The organism is Marinobacter sp. 2_MG-2023 (assembly GCF_030546935.1).
GTDB lineage: Bacteria > Pseudomonadota > Gammaproteobacteria > Pseudomonadales > Oleiphilaceae > Marinobacter.
On sequence record NZ_JAUOPH010000002.1, the window covers coordinates 408,330 to 429,998 of the forward strand.

Annotated in this window: 17 protein-coding genes; 4 read left to right on the forward strand and 13 right to left on the reverse strand. The window is 55.2% G+C overall.

Annotated elements, in window-relative coordinates; translation table 11 throughout:
• The first annotated feature begins 123 nt into the window (after positions 1 to 123).
• On the forward strand, positions 124 to 1,014 hold the full coding sequence (locus Q4501_RS05685) for a prenyltransferase (RefSeq protein ID WP_303594955.1): 891 nt from the start codon (positions 124 to 126) through the stop codon (positions 1,012 to 1,014).
• Between the two features lie 127 nt (positions 1,015 to 1,141).
• Positions 1,142 to 3,643, forward strand: coding sequence for an acyl-CoA dehydrogenase (locus Q4501_RS05690; RefSeq protein ID WP_303594957.1), 2,502 nt, complete (start codon positions 1,142 to 1,144; stop codon positions 3,641 to 3,643).
• 22 nt (positions 3,644 to 3,665) lie between these two features.
• Here the strand turns inward: Q4501_RS05690 and Q4501_RS05695 are convergent, their stop codons facing one another.
• Entirely contained in the window at positions 3,666 to 4,613 is a 948-nt protein-coding gene (locus Q4501_RS05695; protein ID WP_303594959.1) for a LysR family transcriptional regulator, read from the reverse strand.
• A gap of 124 nt (positions 4,614 to 4,737) precedes the next feature.
• Here Q4501_RS05695 and Q4501_RS05700 point away from each other — a divergent pair, with 124 nt between their 5' ends.
• A complete protein-coding gene (locus Q4501_RS05700; protein WP_303594962.1) occupies positions 4,738 to 5,628 on the forward strand; it encodes a DMT family transporter in 891 nt (296 codons plus the stop codon).
• A 55-nt stretch (positions 5,629 to 5,683) separates the two neighbouring features.
• Here Q4501_RS05700 and Q4501_RS05705 read toward each other — a convergent pair whose 3' ends face one another.
• The 6 genes from Q4501_RS05705 to Q4501_RS05730 form a co-directional block, all read right to left on the reverse strand.
• Positions 5,684 to 6,388, reverse strand: coding sequence for a hypothetical protein (locus tag Q4501_RS05705; protein WP_303594964.1), 705 nt, complete (start codon positions 6,386 to 6,388; stop codon positions 5,684 to 5,686).
• A gap of 99 nt (positions 6,389 to 6,487) precedes the next feature.
• Positions 6,488 to 6,790 carry a type II toxin-antitoxin system RelE/ParE family toxin gene (locus Q4501_RS05710; protein ID WP_303594966.1) on the reverse strand — a complete coding sequence of 101 codons (303 nt, stop codon included), beginning with the start codon at positions 6,788 to 6,790 and terminating at the stop codon, positions 6,488 to 6,490.
• Positions 6,778 to 7,035, reverse strand: a complete 258-nt coding sequence (locus Q4501_RS05715) for a type II toxin-antitoxin system Phd/YefM family antitoxin (RefSeq protein ID WP_303594968.1) — start codon at positions 7,033 to 7,035, stop codon at positions 6,778 to 6,780. The genes Q4501_RS05710 and Q4501_RS05715 overlap by 13 nt, the downstream gene beginning before the upstream one ends.
• 234 nt (positions 7,036 to 7,269) lie before the next feature.
• Positions 7,270 to 7,404: a hypothetical protein gene (locus Q4501_RS05720; RefSeq protein ID WP_303594970.1), complete on the reverse strand. Its 135-nt coding sequence runs from the start codon at positions 7,402 to 7,404 to the stop codon at positions 7,270 to 7,272.
• A 353-nt stretch (positions 7,405 to 7,757) separates the two neighbouring features.
• The gene (locus Q4501_RS05725; RefSeq protein WP_303594972.1) at positions 7,758 to 8,630 is read right to left on the reverse strand and encodes an ankyrin repeat domain-containing protein; all 873 of its coding nucleotides are present in this window, start codon (positions 8,628 to 8,630) and stop codon (positions 7,758 to 7,760) included.
• A 713-nt stretch (positions 8,631 to 9,343) separates the two neighbouring features.
• Complete coding sequence (locus Q4501_RS05730; protein ID WP_303594973.1) at positions 9,344 to 9,907, reverse strand: gamma-glutamylcyclotransferase; 564 nt, start codon at positions 9,905 to 9,907, stop codon at positions 9,344 to 9,346.
• Between the two features lie 175 nt (positions 9,908 to 10,082).
• Between Q4501_RS05730 and Q4501_RS05735 the strand changes: the two genes are divergently transcribed.
• The gene (locus Q4501_RS05735) at positions 10,083 to 11,594 is read left to right on the forward strand and encodes an acetyl-CoA hydrolase/transferase family protein (RefSeq protein ID WP_303594975.1); all 1,512 of its coding nucleotides are present in this window, start codon (positions 10,083 to 10,085) and stop codon (positions 11,592 to 11,594) included.
• A 21-nt stretch (positions 11,595 to 11,615) separates the two neighbouring features.
• Here Q4501_RS05735 and Q4501_RS05740 read toward each other — a convergent pair whose 3' ends face one another.
• The 6 genes from Q4501_RS05740 to Q4501_RS05765 form a co-directional block, all read right to left on the reverse strand.
• Complete coding sequence (locus Q4501_RS05740; RefSeq protein WP_303594976.1) at positions 11,616 to 12,239, reverse strand: MarC family protein; 624 nt, start codon at positions 12,237 to 12,239, stop codon at positions 11,616 to 11,618.
• A 119-nt stretch (positions 12,240 to 12,358) separates the two neighbouring features.
• Complete coding sequence (locus tag Q4501_RS05745; protein WP_303594977.1) at positions 12,359 to 13,312, reverse strand: transglutaminase family protein; 954 nt, start codon at positions 13,310 to 13,312, stop codon at positions 12,359 to 12,361.
• Between the two features lie 10 nt (positions 13,313 to 13,322).
• On the reverse strand, positions 13,323 to 15,827 hold the full coding sequence (locus tag Q4501_RS05750) for a circularly permuted type 2 ATP-grasp protein (protein WP_303594978.1): 2,505 nt from the start codon (positions 15,825 to 15,827) through the stop codon (positions 13,323 to 13,325).
• Positions 15,828 to 15,901: 74 nt separating this feature from the next.
• Positions 15,902 to 19,231 carry a DUF2126 domain-containing protein gene (locus Q4501_RS05755; protein ID WP_303594980.1) on the reverse strand — a complete coding sequence of 1,110 codons (3,330 nt, stop codon included), beginning with the start codon at positions 19,229 to 19,231 and terminating at the stop codon, positions 15,902 to 15,904.
• A gap of 35 nt (positions 19,232 to 19,266) precedes the next feature.
• Positions 19,267 to 20,205 carry an alpha-E domain-containing protein gene (locus Q4501_RS05760; RefSeq protein ID WP_303594982.1) on the reverse strand — a complete coding sequence of 313 codons (939 nt, stop codon included), beginning with the start codon at positions 20,203 to 20,205 and terminating at the stop codon, positions 19,267 to 19,269.
• A 1-nt stretch (position 20,206) separates the two neighbouring features.
• Positions 20,207 to 21,667 carry a circularly permuted type 2 ATP-grasp protein gene (locus Q4501_RS05765; protein WP_303594984.1) on the reverse strand — a complete coding sequence of 487 codons (1,461 nt, stop codon included), beginning with the start codon at positions 21,665 to 21,667 and terminating at the stop codon, positions 20,207 to 20,209.
• Between the last annotated feature and the right edge of the window lie 2 nt (positions 21,668 to 21,669).

Consider the following 21,669-nt stretch of genomic DNA (forward strand, 5'->3'; position numbering starts at 1 on the left):
CAGTGTCTTAACCAAGCTTGCATTGACCCACGTCAGTGAGCGAGGTTGTGGTTATAATCACGGGCTAGGGTATGTCTTTCATTGCTATGGCCCGCCAGCACTGTTTTGTCGAGGAAAACGTCTATGTCCGAATCCATTGCGGTGGTTCGCGCCTCCCGCCCCAACTTTCTGGTTCTTGCTCCCCTGTGTGTCGGGCTGGGAGTTGCAGTGGCCTGGCAACAAGGTGAGCCACCGGCATTGCTGGATACACTGCTGGTCTTTATTGGTGCCTTGTTGGCCCACGCTGCGGTGAATCTGTTTAATGAATACGAAGATTTTGCATCCGGACTGGACCTGATCACCACCCGCACCCCTTTTTCCGGTGGCAGCGGGGCTCTTCCGGAAGTCCCCGGCGCAGCAAAGCGGGTGCTGGCAGCGGCTATTGGCACTCTGGCTCTCGTTATACTGATCGGCCTTTATTTCCTCTGGCAGAGAGGATTGCCCATGCTGGTGCTGGGGGCAGCGGGTGTGGTGCTGATACTCACCTACACGCGTTGGATTACCCGCTCTCCCATACTGTGTCTGTTTGCTCCCGGCATCGGCTTCGGTCCGGTAATGGTTCTGGGCACACTGGTAGCACTCGGCGCCAGACTTGATGCCACTGCGCTCACCGTCTCCGTTATCAGCCTCATACTGGTGAGCGAGCTGTTACTGATCAACCAGATACCGGATGCGGAAGCGGATCGCAAAATCGGTCGCCGTCACCTGGTCATCACTCTCGGCACCCGCGCCGCCGCCCGCCTGGTGTCTGCCATGTTTATTTCCGGCTACGCTGTTCTGGTAACGGGCATATTCGCCGGCTGGTTACCATTGGCGTCTATACTGTCTCTGGCAACAGCACCCTTCGCTCTCTGGCTTGCCTGGAAACTGCCGGGCGCCATTGATCAACCAGACGCACTTAACGTGTTACTGGGCACCAACGTCGCCACTTTACTGGCCACGCTTGCGCTGCTGATTGTTGGTCTGAGCCTGTAATCCCGGCCTCGAACAATGAGCGCAACAGCAACAAGACACCCATGTATTGTCCTTGCATGTGTGAGAGCTTTAGCCGAAGGTTATTACTGACATTCTCTGATTTCATTCACGATACGGAGGTCTGCCCATGAGTGTACTTCTACTGCTCATCAGTGCCCTGATTCTGATCTATCTGGGAGTTGGCGGCACCACCGCGGCTCTGGTGATGTCTATCGCAACCCTGGTCGGCGTTTTCCAGGATGAATGGCACCTGGCCAGTGTTCTTTTTGGCGGTCTTTTTCTCGCACTAGCTCTGATTCTGGTTATTCCCAGCGAATTGCGTCTCGATAAGTTCAGCCGACCACTGCTGGGCTGGGTTCGCAGCCGCCTACCCAAACTCTCTGACACCGAAGAAGAAGCCTTGAAGTCCGGCTCTGTAGACTGGGATGGCGAACTCTTCTCCGGCAAGCCGCAATGGTCGAATCTGCTGGATGCCAGGCCTGCGCACCTGACCAGTGAAGAGCAGGCATTTCTGGATGGCCCGGTGGAAAAACTCTGCGCCATGCTGGATGACTGGAAGATCACCCACGAACACTACGACCTGCCGGATAAAGCCTGGAAGTTTATCCGTGAGAACGGATTTTTCGGCCTGGTAATCCCGAAAGAAGATGGCGGCATGGGCTTTTCCAACACTGCCCATTCGGAAATCGTGATGAAGATTTCCACCCGCAGCGTATCCGCGGCTGTCACCGTAATGGTACCCAACTCCCTCGGCCCGGGTGAGTTGCTGATGCATTACGGCACCGATGAACAGAAACAGCACTACCTGCCCCGACTGGCCGGCGGCGAAGAAATTCCCTGTTTTGCCCTGACTTCTCCCATCGCGGGCTCCGATGCCGGTGCTATTCCGGATAAAGGCATTGTGTGCAAGGGCGAATGGGACGGAAAAGAAGTACTGGGCCTGAAAGTAACCTGGAACAAGCGCTATATCACCCTGGCCCCGGTTGCGACGCTGATTGGCCTGGCCATCAAAGTATACGATCCGGAAAAGCTGCTGGGCGATAACGCCGACATAGGCGTAACTTGCGTTATGGTTCCTCGCGAAACCGAAGGTGTCCACTCAGGCGCTCGACACCTGCCCATGAACACCGTCTTCATGAATGGGCCCACCTGGGGCACCGAAGTGTTTATACCCATGGATCAGGTTATCGGTGGTCAGGACATGCTCGGCAAAGGCTGGACCATGTTGTTGGAGTGCCTCTCCATCGGCCGCTCCATTTCCCTGCCCGCACTGGGTACCGGTGCCGGCAAGGTTGCCAGCCTGGCGACCGGTTCCTACGCCTATACCCGCGAACAGTTCGGCCGCTCCATCAGCCAGTTTGAAGGTGTACAGGAAGCCCTGGAACCCATTGCCGGCTATACCTACATGATGGATGCCGCACGCCTCCTGACCTCCGGCATGCTCGACAGAGGCGTTCGGCCTGCCGTACCTTCAGCACTACTGAAATACCGCAACACCGACCTGATGCGCGTGGTGATCAATCATGCCATGGATGTGGTCGCCGGCCGCGGTGTCATTACCGGCCCCCGTAACTTTATGGCCCGCGCTTACAACGCCGTACCCATTGGCATTACGGTAGAGGGCGCCAACATTCTGACCCGCAGCCTGATGGTGTTCGGCCAGGGCGCCATTCGCTGCCACCCGTTTATTGTTGAAGAAATTGCCGCTGCAGGCATGGAAGACGAAGACCAGGCGGCGAAAAAATTCGATGGCATCTTCTACCGGCACCTGGCACACACCACGCGTAACGCACTGAGAGCGCTGGTTCTGGGGCTGACGGGAGGCCTTTTGGAAACAGTTCCCAGACAGGGGGATATCAAGTCCTCTTACCGCCAGCTTGCCAGGTTTTCCGCAGCCTTTGCGCTGATGACCGATGTAACCCTGCTCTCCGTGGGCGGCGGTCTGAAAGCCCGGCAACGACTGTCTGGCCGGATGGCAGACTGTCTCGTCCAGCTGTATTACGCCTCGGCGGTGATCAAACAGTGGCATGAAGAAGGTTACCCGGAGGAACAGCGCCCCCTTGTGGACTGGTGTCTGCAATCCTGCCTGCGGGACCTGCAGCGCTCCATGCGCGAGGCAATCATCAACTTCCCGGTACCCGCCCTGCGCTGGCCATTGCGCCTGCTGGTATTCCCACTGGGTGCAACCGGCCTGAACGGGCCGGATGACAAATTGGGTACCCGCGTGGCCGCCAGCATTGTTGAAGACACTCCGCTGCGCCAGCGCGTTAGCCGTGGCGCCTATACGACTATGGACCCGGACGATCCGCTGGGCAGGGTTCTGAATGCCTACAAACTGGCCAATGAAACCGCTGATATGCGCAGTCGCCTACATGATGCCATTCGTAATCGTGATGAGGACGAACTCGACGGCATCGCTCTGCTAATGGGCCACCAGCGTAAAGAACTGGTGGATTGGGCCTGTGCCGAAGGCGTTGTAAAGGCAGATGAGTGCGACAAGCTTCAGGAAGCACTAACCGCCTTGTACGACGTTATCCGGGTAGATGCCTTTGACGAGGAAGGGTTGAAAGCCTTGTCTCGATGCGCCAAGGGAAAACGTAAAGTTGTTGAAAGGCCTGCCAAAGAGTAGCGCTATAGTGCGCGGGGCTATCTCAGGCCCCGCGCAACCCTCCCATAATCGCTTCATCAACCAACCAGCGGCGCAGTATCTGAATGCCGCGCTCCTGCCTACGGCTGGTTTTCCAGGCAAAATAAAAAGTATCTCCAGTAACCACTGAATGACTGGGTAAGCGAACAAACTCCTCAGAATCTTTTCGGGTACTCAGCATGTAGTCGTTGGTCAGGGCAATACCCTGATGAAAGCGTGTGGCCTCGAGAGCCAACAGCATATGGCTGAAATGCTGAACCCGAGCGCCAGTGGGGATAACCTCACCCTCTGCCTGATACCAGGCCTCCCAGTCGCCGGCGGCTTTGTCGTAAATACTGTGTGTGGATAATAGGGGAAAGCGGGCTATCTCGTCCGGGGTCATAACGGGCTTGTCGCGCCCCGTCACTTCTGTCTCCCAGCCCAACTCCCGACGGATTCGCTGCCAATAGTCCTGACTGCACACAGGGAAAAGTCGTTCCACGTACAAAAGCTCGTAACTATACGCCGGTGAGTCCCGATGGATGGTAATAAAGCAATCCGCTACCCGGTCGGACAGCACCGGGTTTTCACTGCTCATTTCCAGCGCCAGCTCCACTTGCGGATGCAGCCGCTGCAAATCGGGCAGCCTTGGCACCAACCAGCGCACGGCAAAAGAACTGAACACCGATAATCTGAGACGGGACTCCTCGTGCCCAAGCAGTTGATCACTGGCCCGTTCTATTTGCAGCAGGGAACTACTGATGGCATCGAGGTACAGGCGGCCCTCGTCGGTTAAAGCGAGCGTACGCCCGCTACGCCAGAACAACTTTTCACCCAGATAGGTTTCCAGCTGTTTGATCTGATGGCTCACCGCGCTCTGGCTGACGGACAACTCCTGAGCCGCCATAGAGAAGCTGTTGAGGCGGCCCACCGCTTCGAATACCGGCAAGGCTTTGAGGGGAGGTAATTTCATTATCTATTTTTCTAATACCCATCCAATAAACATCATTTTATCGGATATTAAAACGCAAATAGACTGATTCTTCCACTACTTGAGTTCACCCTCTTATTCACCGCCATTTATCAGGAAACAGGACATGTCAGGAAAAACCGTCAACAGCGCCATCCTGCTGCTAGTGATCGGCAACGCCTTGGCACTGATCTCCGACGTGTTCATCAAGCTTCTGGAGCCAGGAGCGCCGATTCTTCAGTTTGCGTTTTTGCGCTGCCTCATCACACTCATGTTTCTGATACCACTGGCCCGCAAAATCGACCGGACCAACCTGTTCGCCGGCATCAAGGTACACGCTATACGTGCCCACGTGCACCTGATCGGCATACTGTGCATGATCGTGGCCCTGGGTAACCTGCCACTCGCCACCGCTAACGCCGTATTCTATGCAGCCCCGATTCTGGTGATGGTGTTCTCGGCGTTTTTCTTCCGGGAAGTCCTGTCACCCCTGAACGTATTTGCGGTGTTCAGTGGTTTCGCCGGCATTATCGTTATCCTGCGTCCGGTGGAGTTCAACTGGGCGGCTGTGGCTGCGTTCGGATCGGCGATCACACTGGCCATCAACGCGGTGATGGTGCGCAAACTACCCAAAGGCCAGACCACGGTGCACAAGCTGTTTCTCAACTACTTGCTGGTGATTCCGGCATCCGGACTGCTTGCAATATGGGAGTGGCAGCAAGGCGCGTCCTGGCACCCGGAAATCCTGTTCACCGCAGCCGCGTCTGCTTTTTTCATTCTGGGCTACAACATCACTGTGCTGCTGGCCTACCGCCAAGTCGATGCCAATCAGGTCACCAGCGCCGAATATACCGGCCTGATCTGGGCGGTATTGATTGGCTGGATAGGTTTCAACGAGATGCCCGACCTTTGGTTCGCTGTAGGCAGTGCGATGATCGTGGTGCCGCTTATTATGGTGGGGATGCGTTCCCGTCAGCGGAGCCACCGAGTATTACGGGCTCAACCGCTGAATGGTTGATACTCTCGGCGCATGGAGATGCCAAAGAATGACCTGCTACTATCTGGCAGGACGATCAGCGTCGGGGAACCATCTTAATAGAAAAACTGGGGTCGTTTGGCACTACCCCCTCAAGCAGGCTCATTTCGTATTCGCTAAATGCTTCTTCCGTCCAGCGCCTAAGAGACGATGAATCAAAGTATGATCGTTTTGCCACATAAGATGCATTTGTTGCGCCCAACGAATAGTCAATTTTTAGCGCAACAGTCGTAATCATTGGTTCCTGAGTCGTCGATGGCTCAACATCCAAACACTCCCAAGCACCGCAGCCTTGCGACGAAGAAAAATTCACAACCTGGCCGGGAAATACCTGACTCTCGTCAAAGAAATCGATTAAGACGGACTCGCGTGGGAAAGCCAAAATTGCATCAGCAATCGTCCTCAGATTTTCCGATGTTTTCCAAAATGCCGACAGACGTCCAGAGATCACGACATGCTTGGCGTTACTTGATCGCAGAAAATCACTAATTTCAGAAAGAACTATACGAGCGACACCTGGGTAACGCGCCTGACTGTTGGCTATAACTGTCGGAGAGTTATCGACATGCACAATTTCGAAACTTCGCGAAAGTTCTGCTGCCACCTCTGGAAATCCGCAGAAAACGACAGGATCATCAATATTTCCCAATAGTGACGTAATATTTTCGGCAACCCTCGCGGGATCATGAAACGCCCGATAAACGGTATCCCAATCAAGATTGTCTGAATAATAATCCGTCATGAAATGACTCTTTGGGCCGAACATCGAGCTAACGCCGAAGCGCACCGGTGACTTTGATTTAGCGAAGCGGAGGCAAAGGCATCCGAGTGACGCGCCTGGTTAGCTGTTTCCAAGCATGTAAGCCCTGAGCTGCCGCTCCTCTCGCATGACATAGAGGACGAGAACACGCTTCCCATCCTCACGATAGAAAATGCGACACGGTTGAACCACTAACTCCCTGTATACCGAATTAGGGAGCTCGGGAGGAATCCGCCCAGATTGGGGAAAATTCTCCAAACGCCCGGTCTTATCGAAAATTTTTTGGACCAGATGACTTGCTGCAGCAGGATTATCCAGAGCAATGTACTCAGCAATGGCATCCAATTCTTGAAGGGCGGGCTCTGTCCAGATTACTTCAGCCATTTACTCATTTTCTCCCTGGCCTCACTTTGGCTGTACGTTCTTCCCTCAAGTACAGCACGCTCTCCCCGCGAGAGCCCCTCAAGCAGCTCAAGTCGGCGCTGCATAAACTCGTAATCTTGCACATCAACAAGGTATGCGGATGGCTGACCGTGCTCAGTGATCAGTATCGGCTCTTTGGACAAGTGCAGCTCTGCCAAAATCTTTGTGGCTTGGCGCTTGAGGTTCGTAACAAGCTCAACCTTCATGGACTCACCCTGAATCAGACTGATAGTGACACTATAGTATCACTATGCGGCGACACAATAACAGCTAACGCCTGTGGTAATGGGCGCCAGCGGAGCGCAGCGTAGTTGGCGTGGACTTCCCCCAATACTCCCGGACGTCAGCTTCTCTGGAGGAATAATCGATGGTGTCCCAATAATAGGAATACCTCGTCAATATATCCTTAACGTCTAATTCGGGCGCCTCAAGCAGTTCTCTCATGACATCAATATCTTGAGGTAGAACGTATTGGGCTGGGGCAGGCCGTTCTGGCCACGGGAATCACCAAGCGTGTGACGGTTCAGGAAATTCTCGGGCATAGCAACATTCGAACGACCGAAATCTACACGCATATCACTGGCGATCGACGTGCTGGAACCTTCAGCCCTTTTGATCGCTTGCCAAGTTCTTGAGCGGCTATTTCTTCCCCATCCAAGGGCCATAAAAGCCAGGAGTTTGGGATGCGGCGAATGTTCGCTTTTGGTTAGGAATTCGGGGAGCCCGGAATGGTCGCAAAGCGGACATTCAGGCGGACAGACCAACACTTCTCCTTGAAGAAATCCAGCCTCTTTTTAGGAACGTCCGCCGTAATAGGGTAGAACCCGATCTGTGGGTGGTAATTTTGCCCAGCGGCTTGATGATTCTAGTGTCACTGCCACGGCTGCTAGACTGAGATCCATTTAATCCCACTTCGCGCAGCAGAAGGTCACTTCGGTAGATAGACGCCTCGCGAAGCCAACCAATCAATGACACTTTCGAGGCCCTTGTCCTCATTATGATCAGGCAACCTCTCTTTCTGACGCCTCAAAATATCGAGAAGCGTATCACCACTGTCGTCCTCAATCCTGAAGTCAGCTCCTCGTCTGAGCAAGTGAAGCGCCACTTCGTATTGAATCCTCGCTACTGCCACCATGACAACAGTGCGACCACTGACAAGTGATCTGGTCGGATCTTTCGCAAAAGCCTGGGCATCAATATCGGCTCCCTCGCTCAGCAACAGATCAATCGCCTTAATTCCACTAATTTGATCCGCCCTTTGAGCTGAGAATAAGGGCGTCTCTTGATTGGGACCTGCTCTGAGATTGGGGTTAGCACCGTATTGAAACAAAACCTTGAGAAATTCAATTTCCCCGAGTGATGCTGCAAAGTGAATCACCGAGGTTCCATCGAAAACCCGATTGGGATCTGCGCCAAGGTCCAATAGTTTCGTAAAACCTTCGAGTTCCCGCTCTCGATCGTTCCAGTACATATTCTTCGTTAGCGGCCACCACAACGCTCCCACTCCATATGTACCGGTAGCATCAACTGACTGACCCTCCCGGACCAAGTATTCGACACGGTCGATCTGGCCAGACTTTGCTGCCCTGGCAAGTTCCCGCAAGCCTTGATCGGGATATACCGCCTCAATCGGCATTTCAGAAAGCGTCATCTGTTTAAACCGCTCAAGTCTGTCGGCCTCCGCTTTCTCAAGAGCCTTCCAGTTGATACCTCCCGATTCATTTGCACAGCCAAGGATCCCGTTAACCACGACAAACAGCAGAACAACTTTCAACAACTCAATAATTTGTTTACATGCCATCAGCCATCGCCTTTATTCCATGAAGGCCCGCTGGCCCTACTGAAATACTTGGGCCATAAATCCGGGAGGGCGCCAGTAATATCATTGGTTGCAAGATATCAAAAGCACTGTAGAAGTTTCTGACCGCTCCAGTGTAAACATCCCTGTCTTAGTGACGCCAATAATTAAGTCTCCGGCCGTTCATACGTAGCGAGGTGCTCCTGGAGTGCCAAGCAGTCTGCTGGATCTTGGGCGGTGCGAATGTTCGCTTTTGTTTAAAAGGAAACATTTTAGACCAGTGAGTTTGATCATGGCATCAGACTAGAAAGCGACTAGCTGTTGGAAGTGCAGGCTGGCGTGCATGCAATCGAAGAAATGTTTGCCTCCCATCTCAGCTGAACTAATTCCTCCGGTCTTAACTCTGCATTAACCCCCGCGTTGGTACCTTACATGCAAGAATTCCGATTGGGCTTTGATTTTCTTTCGCGGCGATCCCAACGGCGGCTTATTCAAAGGGCCAGAGTGATTGTCAACCAAGGTAAATTTTATGAGCATTAAAAACACGGCCGAGAGCTACGGCGCAATCGCGAAATGGTTTCATTGGCTGACCGCCGCTCTTTTTCTGGGAGCCTACATCAGCGTTTATTACCTGCACTGACTATCTGGGTACCGGGGGCAATGTAGACTACTTTTTCCTTTTTGAAATTCCGAAGCTTGAAAGTTACGTCGCCCACTCAGGAGCCAGCTTTTAAAAAAGCTTCTATAGAAAACGTGTGTGAACAGTCATCGCCCAGTGCCCGCAATGACTCTGCCAGCCTGAGAAGATATTCGGAGTTGGGGCCACTTGGCCCAGAGGCTGCAGCAATCTGCCGGGCAATATCAGCTTCAGGAGCATGACCAAGGAAGGCTTCGTTATCTTCGGTAGCGATGTAAACCAACCCTTCCGCAGGGTCACCATCTTCAAACGACAAAGTTGTAGAAAACCGTAAATAGCCGTTCTTTTCCCGCACGTCCAGATACTCAAACACCTTGGGTGAAACCCGAAACGCCATGCCTTTGCATTCGGCTCCGGGTTGCTCAATAAGAGTCACCACCCTGCCCGGCGCGTCCGGGGTACCGCGATGGTCATGGGAGGCCTGCCAGAACCTGCGGGCCCAACCCTGAATAGACGCAGGGCGTTGCTCCAGGAACGGGAAGTCCACTTTGTAGATCAGCGAGCCATAACCAAACAACCAGATTGATTCAACGCCGGAGAAATCCTGTCGGTTGCGGTTGTGTTCTGTGGTATCGGTTGACACAAATCCTCTCCTCAAACATGAAAATCCAGAGCAAGCCTTCGGATTTCAACAACATAGGTACGCAACAGAATTTATCTGGAAATATCACTATAGATGTTAATCATAAATACTAAATATTATAGTAGAATATTCCGCATTTTTTGCATCGCACACCCTTCTACCCACCGGAGCCAGCATGACGACAGCATCCAGAATACTCTGCCCTGCCCTGCGCAAACGAATAATGAGTGCAAAGGATGCCGCCGCGCTGATTCCATCCGGCGTGAACGTCGGCATGAGTGGCTTTACCGGCGCTGGCTACCCGAAAGAGGTTCCCCAAGCCCTGGCAGAGCATATTCGGGAGCGCAAAGCACAGGGTGAGAATTATCGCATCAGTGTTTGGACGGGTGCCTCAACAGCCCCGGAGCTTGACGGTGCCCTGGCTGAGGTCGACGGCATCGAACTACGCCTGCCCTATCAAAGTGACCCGGTCTGCCGCCAGAAAATCAATGACGGCAAGATGGAATATATTGATATCCACCTGTCCCACGTTGCGCAACACGCGTGGTCCGGTTTCTTTGGCAAACTCAATATTGCCATTATCGAGGTTGTCGGCATTACCGAGGATGGCCGTTTGATTCCCTCCTCTTCTATTGGCAACAACAAAACCTGGATCGACCAGGCCGACAAAGTGATTCTGGAAGTGAATCACGGCCAGAGCGCCGGCCTGGAAGGCATGCACGATGTCTACTACGGCACTGCCCTGCCGCCACGCCGCAAGCCCATTCCCATCACCCGACCGGATGAGCACTTCGGCGCAAAATACCTCATGTGTTCACCGGATAAAATCATTGCAGTGGTGGAAACCAATGCTCCGGACCGTAACTCCCGGTTCAGCGATCCCGATGAAAGCTCACGCCGGATAGCCGACCACCTGCTTGAGTTTTTCACCAGCGAAGTTGAAAACAAGCGCCTGCCCGCCAATCTGCTACCACTGCAGTCAGGTGTAGGCAACATCGCGAATGCGGTGATGGCAGGGCTGAACGAAGGGCCATTCAACAACCTGACCGCCTACACAGAAGTGCTTCAGGACGGCATGCTGGCTATGCTGAAATCCGGCAAACTGGCCAAGGCCTCCGCGACAGCCTTCTCGCTCAGCCCGGAAGCAAACAAGGAACTGGCTGACAACATCGACTTCTACCGGGAACGTATCGTGTTGCGCACCCAGGAAATCAGCAACCACCCGGAAATAATCCGCCGCCTTGGCATTATTGCCATGAACGGCATGATCGAAGCAGACATCTACGGCAACGTGAATTCCACCCATGTAATGGGTACCCGGATCATGAATGGTATTGGCGGCTCGGGAGATTTTGCCCGCAATGGCTACCTGTCCATCTTCATGACCCCGTCCACGGCTAAAAATGGCGCTATTTCCACCATCGTACCCATGGTTTCCCATGTGGATCATACCGAGCACGATGTACAGATTGTCGTCACCGAACAAGGCCTGGCAGATCTACGCGGCCTGCCACCCCGCCAGCGCGCACTCAACATTATTGAAAAATGCGCTCACCCCGATTTCCGCCCACAACTGCGCGACTATTTTGAACGCGCCTGCGCCAGCGGTCGCGGCATGCACACCCCGCACCTGCTGGGCGAAGCACTAAGCTGGCATGAGCGTTATGAGGAAACCGGGCGGATGTAATGTCCGGCAAGTCGCCTGAAATCAGACGCTCGCAATAAAGCCCGTAATGCCCGTAAGAACGATTTCGGCGGCCATGGCCGAGAGCACCAGGCCGCTGATTTTTGAGAGGATATTCAGCCCGGTTTTGCCCAGCGCCTTTTCCAGATAGCCAGACAAGTGCAGCAGAACACCCAGAATCAGCAAGCCGGAAAGCAATCCCAGCAGGCCGCCGGCCACTTCCGGCACCTTCTTGAGTTCAGCGCCGTAAACCAGAATGGCACCTATGGTAGCGGGGCCAATCATCACCGGAACCGCCAGTGGCACCACAGCGATGTCGTCACGATCCTCTTCTGGCAGGCCAGTGGCGTGATTACGGGTACCGCTGGTAACCAGGCTGATGGCCGTCAGGAAAAGCAGGGTTCCGGCACCAATACGGAAAGAATCCAGAGTAATACCAATGGCGCTGAACAGCACAGGGCCACCAAAAAACAGCAATACGCCCATAACAGATGCCGCGATACAGGCCCGGCGGATAACCGCAGTTTTTTCAGCAGCGGGCAGCCCACGGGTCAAGGCAATAAACATGGACACTGCAAAGAAGGGCGCCAGTAGAAACAGAAAACGAATCGTGCTGCTGATGTAGGTAGAGAAAAACGTTTCAAGCATTGCGGGAATTCCAACGGCCAAAGAAAGCTGCCCAGCATAGCTTTCTGCAACACTCTCCGCCGTAAGGAAGTGAACGTATGAAGTGTTCGTGAAATCCCGATCTGGCACTTCCAGGGCGGTTACTGAGAAGGCTCTTCCAGGTAGGTTTCGCCATCTGCGTATAGCGCCCTGAACTCTTCCTCAGGAACAACAGTAACGGCAATCTCCGGTTCGTGCTCACCACCACCAAGCAAGACGCCCCGCATGGGTGTGATGTCTGAAAAGTCCCGCCCCCACCCCAGGGTAATATGCTCCAGGTCTGGCCAGATGGCATTTGTGGGGTCCAGCTCAAGCCAGCCGAAATCCGGCACGAAAACGGCGACCCAGGCATGGGTGGCATCGGCGCCAACCAGACGGGCTTTGCCCTCCGGCGGATGGGTGAGTATATACCCGCTCATGTAACGCGCTGCCAGCCCTATAGATCTCAGGCAAGCAATCATGATGTGAGTGAAATCCTGACACACGCCCCGGCGGGCCCGAAATGCCTCTTCCACCGGTGTGAATGTTTCCGTTGCCGATGCGTCGAAGCTGAAATCGCTATGGATCTTTTTCATTAGCGCATCGGCCGCCTCTACCAGAGACCTCCCCGGTTGGAATGCCTCGCGGGCATAGGCCGCGTAGCGGGAATCTATGGGAACATTGGGGGAAACAAAGCGGAAGGCTGAGGCCTCCAGATGTTCCGGCGAGAATTTACGGTCTGCGCGGTAGCGGAGACTGTCACGCACCCTCTCCCAGGCCACTTTTACACTGTTTGAAGAGGGTTTTGGCCGATCACGCAACTCAACCCAGAACTCGCTGGTTATCTTCAGAAAATCGTGGTCGGCGGTAAAATGAATCGCGGTGATCCGGTTTCCGAAACTGTCCAGAAACGTACGTCGCACCGAGGGTTCAGGGTCAATGGCCAGGTGGTGTTCAAGGTTTCTCTGCCACGGCAAGGCACGAGGGGTAAGTCGGAGCAGGTGGTGGGATTCACCGACCACCTGATCGTATTCGTACAGAGTCTCATGACGCACATGATAACGAACAAATTTCATCGCAGCCGCCTCAATCCGGTTTCACGGAACGGTTTGAAAACCGGGTGTGAATAAAGCACTGTCGCTGAATTTCATCAGAAACACGATAGATTTCCGTGCGCATCTCACACAAGAGTTCACCCATGGCCTCACAGGCTTCGTCCATGTGCTTGTGCTCAAAGGGGTGCAGGTCCACCGCCTGCAGCTTTTTCAAGCATTCCCCGAGATCCGGGGGAAACAGCTGCCCGGTTTTCCGCCCCATCTCCGGTAAATCCTTCTGCAACTGACGAACCTGAAACATCACAGAGTGCGGGTTGCTGGCGTCCATCACCAGAGTATGGAGAACGCCCAGTAGCTCAGGTGTTCGACGATACCGGGTTCGGTAGGTGACTTCCGAGTTCGCGACTTCCAATAGCCACTCAAGCATGGCATTACGGCTGAACCGGTCACTGAACAGCGGCACACAGATCAGGGTACAAAGATTAGCGAGGCGCTCCAGGCGACGCCCGATCACCAGAAACACCCAGCTGGTGTCGCGGGTGATGTCATCCATGGCAAATCCGGCCAGTGAGATGCAATCCAGAAGCACCAGGTTTAACGCCCGGATGGATTGGTCCGCAGTGGTCGGGGGCGGCGCAAGGGGTTTACCCAGACGGTTGAGTGTATGCCAGTTGTCTGAAGACAGGCGGTCTCTGACCTGGCTGGCATTTAAAAGCACGGCCTGAAGGATGGAGGCTATTGAGCCTGGTAGCTTCGGGTCGCTGACCGCTCTCAGCAAGGTTTCGGGAAGAGGCTCGGGTACATCGTCTTCTTCGGCTTCAGGAAAGATGCCAAACCTCAGTCCTGCCAGCTGCAAGCCACGCAACGCTTCTTCATCGACCTGGTCATGGCCTGACAAGCGGTTGAAGGCCGCGCGCAAAAGCCGGGCTGTGGCCTCTGCTCGTTCAGAGTGGCGCCCCATCCAGAAAAGGTTTTCACCAACACGAGACGGCGTATCCCGCTCACCGTCGAGCAAATCCGAGACCTGCAGTCGCTTCTTGATCAGGGATGTTGAGGGGGCTGTGTATGGGCCTTTCACCCAGGTATCTTTGGAAAGCCCTCCCCGTTGCATGGAGATCACTTCGACACCTTCATCGACCGCCACACGGGTGAGCCCTCCTGGCATCACTTGCCAGCCGGAAGGCGTGGCTGCGGCAAACAGACGCAAACCGATAGAGCGTGTTGCCAGAGGCTGGTCGTGATCGCCCTTCCAGACCGGCGCCTGAGAAAGGTGCACCAGCTCCTGCCCTACGAATGCATGAGGGTGGGCGTGCATTTTCCGGATCAGGGCTTCGCGCTCCGCGCCCTTCACCTGGTAGCCAAACACCGGCTCCATGCGCATGCTCGCAAAAGCCGGCTTGATAACCAGCTCATCCAGATGTTCGATAACGTAATCAAGGGCCGGCTTTTCTCCACACCACCAGGAAGCCACCGACGGCATTGCCAGGGATGACCCCAGTAACTTTTTCGAGATCTCGGGCAAGAAGCCGAACAACGCAGCACTCTCCAGTACCCCAGAGCCCAGCGCATTCGCCATCAGCACCTTACCTGCCCGCACAGCACCCAGAAGGCCCGGCACCCCAAGAACGGAATCTGCGCGAAGCTCCAAAGGATCACAGAAACCATCATCGAGCCGACGATAAATGGCATGAACCCGACGCAGGCCCTGAAGTGTTTTCAGGTAAACCGTATCGTCACGTACGGTCAGGTCCTGCCCTTCCACCAAGGGTAATCCGAGGTAACGGGCCAGGAAGACATGTTCAAAATAGGTCTCATTGAATCGGCCCGGCGTCAGCAGAACACACAAGGGCGACTCCGACCCGGCAGGAGACATACTGGCCAGACTGCTCTGAAACCCCTGAAAAAAATCGGACAGGTTGGTCACCGGCAGATTCTGGAACGGGGCCGGAAAAGCACGGGAAATCACCAGCCGATTCTGCAGAGCGTAACCAGCTCCTGATGGCGCTTGAGTACGATCCGCCATCACCCACCAACCACCGTCCGGCGCCCGCGCCAGATCCAATGCGTACAAATGCAAAAATCGTCCACCGGCCGGTTGGATTCCCTGACAAGGCCACTGAAAGCCAGCTTGGCCGTATACCAGCGCGGGGGGCATAAGCCCCTCTTTGAGCAGGGTTTGGCCGCCATAAAGGTCTGCCAAAACCCGGTCCAGCAGCTCTGCCCGCTGGGCTACGGCACTGGAAAGCCACTTCCATTCGTCGGCGCCGAGCACCAGAGGCAGAAGGTCTACCTCCCAGGGCCGGGCGTCGCCACGAGGGTCTTCGTAAACGTTGTAGGTAACGCCATCTTCGGCAATGGCATTGGCAACGGTCTGAGCTCTCAGGTTCAGACCTTCAACTGATTCGAGATTGAGCTGTTGCAGCAAAGGACCCCAGTGGGATTCCGGCCCGGAACCCTTGGAGCCAAGCTCATCAAACCGGTCCGGCACCGGGTGGTATTGGCGGAGAATGTTCTTTACTGCGTGCTGCTTCGCCACCTGTTTTCTGGCTCCCATGAATCAGTGAGCTGGAAGCATAGCCGTATTGGGGGTTCGGGAGCCAGCATCAGAGTTCAAGTCTCGTTATCCTGATTGTGATATCGCAGGTCCAGAGTAAACGGAAACTCCCGTCGTTCCGGTACCGGGCGCAGGGGCTGCCGCCCCGAACTGTGCCCAATCCGGGAAAAACGAGCCATACGCCGGCCTTCTGCCTCAAACGAATTGACCGGCAGGGTTTCAAAATTGCGACCACCCGGGTGAGTCACATGATATTCACAGCCACCCAGGCTGCGCTCATTCCACGTATCCACAACATCGAAAACCAGCGGACCATCCACACCAATCGTCGGGTGCATGCACTGTGATGGCTGCCAGGCGCGATAACGCACCCCAGCGACAAATTCACCTACCGTTCCCGTGGGCTGTAATGGCAAAGGGACCTCGTTGCAAGTGATCTGGTAACGATCCGACGTGGCGCCACGAACTTTCACCTGCAAGCGCTCCAGTGAAGAGTCCACATACCGCGCCGTGCCTCCAATAGCACCGTGCTCACCCGTCACGTGCCAGGGCTCAAGAGCCGAACGCAACTCAAGGGTGATGCCTTTAACCTTGTAGTCGCCGATTCGCGGGAAGCGGAATTCGAAATGAGGCGCAAACCATTCACTTTCCAATGGGTAACCAAGCGCCTTCATATCGTCAATCACATCTTCAAAATCCTGCCACACAAAATGCGGTAACAGGAATCGGCCGTGTAGCTCCGTGCCCCAACGCACCAGCCTGGTCGGAGCGTAAGGCTGCTCCCAGAAACGCGCCACCAGAGCCCTCAACAGAAGCTGCTGGGTCAGGCTCATCCGCGCATGGGGCGGCATTTCAAAAGCCCGCAGTTCCAGTAACCCAAGCCGGCCGGTAGGGCCATCCGGAGAATAGAGTTTGTCGACACAGAATTCGGCGCGATGAGTATTACCGGTTACGTCCGTCAACAGATCCCGGAGCAGCCGGTCCACCACCCAGGGTGCGACTTTCTTGCCAATCGGGCATAGCCGCTCCATCTCACGGAAGGCCAGCTCCATCTCGAATACGTGGTCGTTGCGGGCCTCATCAATGCGTGGTGCCTGCGAACTGGGGCCAATAAAAAGGCCCGAAAACAGGTACGACAGGCTGGGGTGGTTATGCCAGTAGCTGATAAGGCTGCGCAACAGATCCGGCCGCCGCAAAAATGGCGAATCCTCCGCTTTATGGGAGCCGAGCACAAAATGGTTTCCACCACCGGTGCCCGTGTGGCGACCATCCATCATGAATTTCTCGGACGTCAAATGGCATTCGTAAGCGTCGGCATAGAGGGATTCCGTTTGCTCAACCAGTTCACCCCAGGTGTTCACTGGCTGGACATTCACCTCAATGACACCCGGGTCCGGCGTAACCCGGAACTGGTTCATCCGGGGGTCGGAGGGTGGCTCATAACCTTCTAGCAACACGGGTTGTTTAAGCTCGGCTGCGGTTAGTTCAATGGCTGTAACCAACTCAAGGTAAGGTTCAAGCTCGGCCAGGGGTGGCATGAATATGCGCAGGATCCCGTCCCTGGGCTCGACACACAGTGCTGTCCTGACGATATCTGTCGCGGACTCGCCTTTGCGGGGCGCCCGCTTTGGCACCTCGGGGTCTGCAGACAGGGAACCGGTTGGCCCTCGACTGTTCCATTGCCGGACCTCCTCATTAGCGGGCAGCTCGCTGCGCGGAGCAAAGGGGTCCTGCTCGTGTATCCAGGGGTAGTCGGCCTCCTCTACCCACGGCTGGCTATCGAGGGGCAACCGGTGGCCCATGGGAGAGCCACCCGGAATCAGGTAACAACGCTGGCTGCGCAAAAACCAGGGACCGCTTTGCCATTCGTGCTCTTCTTCCGTCACACGTAGCGGCAGCACATAGCCCACGGGCTCATCCAGCCCCCGGCTGAATATCTGCTGCAGCTGCTGACGCTCCAGCGGATTGTCGAGTTTGGCATCAAACGGATCGACGTTGACCGGAAGGCGACGCTCTCTCCAAAGGTAGTAAAAAGCATCTTCATAAGCTGGGAAGAGCTGGCCGGCATCAACGCCCAACCGCTCCGCCAGCCCCTTGAGAAAACGCAGCGCAGCTTCCGGCGTGGCCTTGCCCTCCGTTCGTTCATCCGCTACCCAACGCTCATCGCGCCAGACAGGTTCTCCATCCTTGCGCCAGAAACAACTCAAAGACCATCGGGGAAGAGGTTCGCCCGGATACCATTTGCCCTGGCCGAAATGAACCAGCCCTCCGGCTCCGTACCGATCTTTCATGCGATGGTAAAGCTCGATCGCTTTTAACCGTTTGGCGGGGCCCATCGCCTCCGTGTTCCACTCGGGCTCGTCACGGTCATGGTTTGCCACAAACGTGGGTTCACCACCCTGGGTCAGGCGCACGTCCAACTCGGTCAGACGCTCATCAACCTCATGGCCAAGCCCGACGATCTTCTCCCACTGAACATCGGTATAGGGTTTGGTAACCCGTGGGGCCTCCCAGATGCGGGTAACGCTCATCTGGTGATCGAATTCAACGTCACTCTCTTCGGCCATGCCGGTCACCGGAGCGGCCGAAGACGGGTCCGGACTGCAGGCCAGAGGAATGTGCCCTTCGCCAGCGAACAGGCCGGAGGTCGGGTCCAGGCCAACCCAGCCAGCACCAGGGAGAAAGACCTCGCACCAGGCATGCAGATCGGTAAAGTCGACTTCCGGTCCCGAGGGGCCATCCAGGGCCTTCTGGTCTGCTGTGAGCTGTATGAGGTAACCCGAAACAAACCTCGAAGCCAGGCCCAGATACCGAAGGGTCTGAACCAGCAACCACGCAGAATCCCGACAGGATCCGGAGCCGTTACTCAGGGTCTGCTCAGGGGTCTGCACGCCGGGCTCCATCCGGATCAGATAATCGACCCGCTCGGAAAGGCGTTGATTCACCCCAACGAGAAAATCCACGCTGGGTGCTTCCGTGCGATCAATCGAGTCCATCCAGTCCCGGAACTTCGGGGTTTCGGGCAGCTTATGGAGGTAAGGTTCCAGTTCAACTGTCTGCCAGTCTTCATAAGTAAACGGGATGGTTTCCGCCCGCGGCTCAAGGAAGAAATCAAACGGGTTGATCACCGCCATCTCCGCCACCAGATCAACAACAATCTTGAATTCCGCGGTTTTCTCAGGGAACACCAGGCGGGCCAGGTAATTGGCCTGTGGATCCTGCTGCCAGTTGATGAAATGGTCTTCTGGCTCGATCTTCAGGGAATAACTCAGGATCCGGGTCCGCGCGTGCGGACAGGGGCGTAACCGAACCACCTGAGGCCCCAGAGTAATGGGGCGATCGTATCGGTAATGGGTGGTATGGCTCAGGGCAACATGAATTGACATGGAACCTATCTCACATTCAAAAGAAAAAGGTGACCTCAGGCTGTCTCGTAGACAGGAAACCAGGTCTCAGCAATATCGTTGTGAAGCTCACCAATTTCCAGCTGCAGGTTCTCCAGAAAGAGTATGACCTCTTCTTTCCGGATCAACGTGTCAACATCGCCCTCGCGAGCATGACGAACTGCCTGCAACGCAGTTCGCAGAGGAATCTCGTTTACTGGCAGCCGGTCGAGCGCGCCGGCAACCTCGGCAAGGCTGTGCAGAACAGACCGTGGAAAAGGCTCGTTCTGAAGCAAAAAGCGAATAACCGAAGGGCCATTAACCCGGCGCCGAACGTTCTGCCGGTACATCTGGAACGCACTCTGATAACGCAGAACGCTGGTCCAAAGCAGACCTCCATAGGCTTCAGTGCCGTCCCAACCGTCCAGAAACTGCAGTGCACCTACCTCAATCTGGCGTGTGCCCATATCGGCCCGCTCCAGATTACGGCCCACCCGGATAAAGTCGTACCCGGTATCATGGCTCATACATCCGGCAAGAAGCCCGTTCACCATCTGGCAGCGGCCAACGATCTCGCTTAGAAACTCGTACCTGGCCCGCTTGCCTATCCCCTGGTCCAGGTTCTCCAGGGTATACCGGTAGAGCTCGTTGATGACTTCCCAGGCATCCGTGGGAACCTGATCACGAGTGGTACGCACGTTTTCCCGCGCAGCCTTGATGCAGGATGCTATCGAGCTAGGGTTGTAGTTATCCGCCATCAGAAATTTCACGCAGTTGCGCTCATCTTCCCGCTGATAATGTTGATCAAAGAGCTCTTCCATACCCGTGACCGCCACCAGCCCCTTCCAGGACAGGCGCGTTTCCCTGGGCATATCCAACGCCAGGGAGTTAAAGGCCATGATCATCCGGGCGTTGTTTTCGGCCCGCTCAAGATACCTGGCCATCCAGTACAGTCGTTCGGCTACACGTGACAGCACATTAATTCTCCTCGTCCACGATCCAGGTATCTTTGCTTCCACCGCCCTGGGAGGAGTTCACCACCAGGGAGCCCTTGCGCATCGCCACCCGGGTCAATCCTCCTGACGTGACATAGGTCCTGACGCCCTGCAAAACAAAGGGCCTGAGGTCCAGATGACGGGCCGCCAGCCCCTCATCACACAAAGTCGGTGCCACGGACAGACTCAACGTGGGCTGGGCCACGTAATTACGCGGATTTTTCTTGATCAGAGCAGCGAACTCGGTGCGCTGCTTCTTGGTTGAATGCGGTCCTACCAGCATGCCGTAGCCCCCGGATTCGTTCGCCGGTTTAACAACCACCTCCTCAAGGTGTTCCAGCACATACTCACGATCCTGTTTGTTGACACACATCCAGGTAGGCACATTGGGGATGATGGGCTCCTCATCCAGGTAATAACGGATCATGTCCGGCACGTACGCGTAAATAACCTTATCGTCGGCAACACCGGCCCCTGGCGCATTAACCAGGCCCACCTTGCCATTGCGCCAGGCCCGCATCAGGCCGGGCACGCCCAGGGTAGAATCCGGCCGGAATACTTCCGGGTCGAGAAAATCATCGTCAATACGACGGTAGATAACATCCACTCGTTCCAGCCCCTCAACGGTTCGCATGTAGACGCAATCGTCCTCACCGACCACCAGGTCCGCGCCCTCCACCAGCTCAGCACCCATGCGCTGGGCGAGAAAAGAGTGTTCAAAATAGGCTGAATTGAAGATACCGGGAGTCAACACCGCAATTTTCGGATGATCCTGTGGGCGAGGCGATATGGATGCCAGCATGTCGAATAGCTGATTGGTGTAGTCATCGACTGGAAGAATATTCGTGTTATCAAAAAGCTCCGGGAACACCCGTTTGGTCAGATGCCGGTTCTCGAGCATGTAGGAGACGCCGGAAGGTACCCGCAGGTTGTCCTCCAGCACATACACAGTACCGTCTTTATCCCGAACCAGGTCAGATCCGCAAATATGGGCCCAAACCCCCAGAGGTGGTGTAAAACCACGGCATTGCTCGCGAAAATTCTTGGAGTTGGCGAACACACTCTTGGGTATCACCTTGTCTTTGACGATATTCTGATCGTTATAGATGTCGTTGATAAACATATTGAGCGCAGTCAGGCGTTGTGCGAGCCCCTGCTCAATCGTTTTCCACTCCCGCAGGGAAATCACCCGTGGGATGATGTCAAAGGGCCAGGCACGGTCTATGTTTTCCCCTTCACTGTAGACCGTAAAGCTGATTCCCATCTCCAGTATCGCCAGCTCGGCGGCCTGCTGACGAGCTTGTATTTCATCAGAGCCGAGATTTCCGAGGTAATCGGTAATAGCAGTCGCAGCTGCGCGGGGCTGCCCCTTGGCGGCAATAAGCTCGTCAAAGAACTCGGTTGGATCGTAATTTTTCCAGTCAATGACCTTGTTCTTTTTCATCT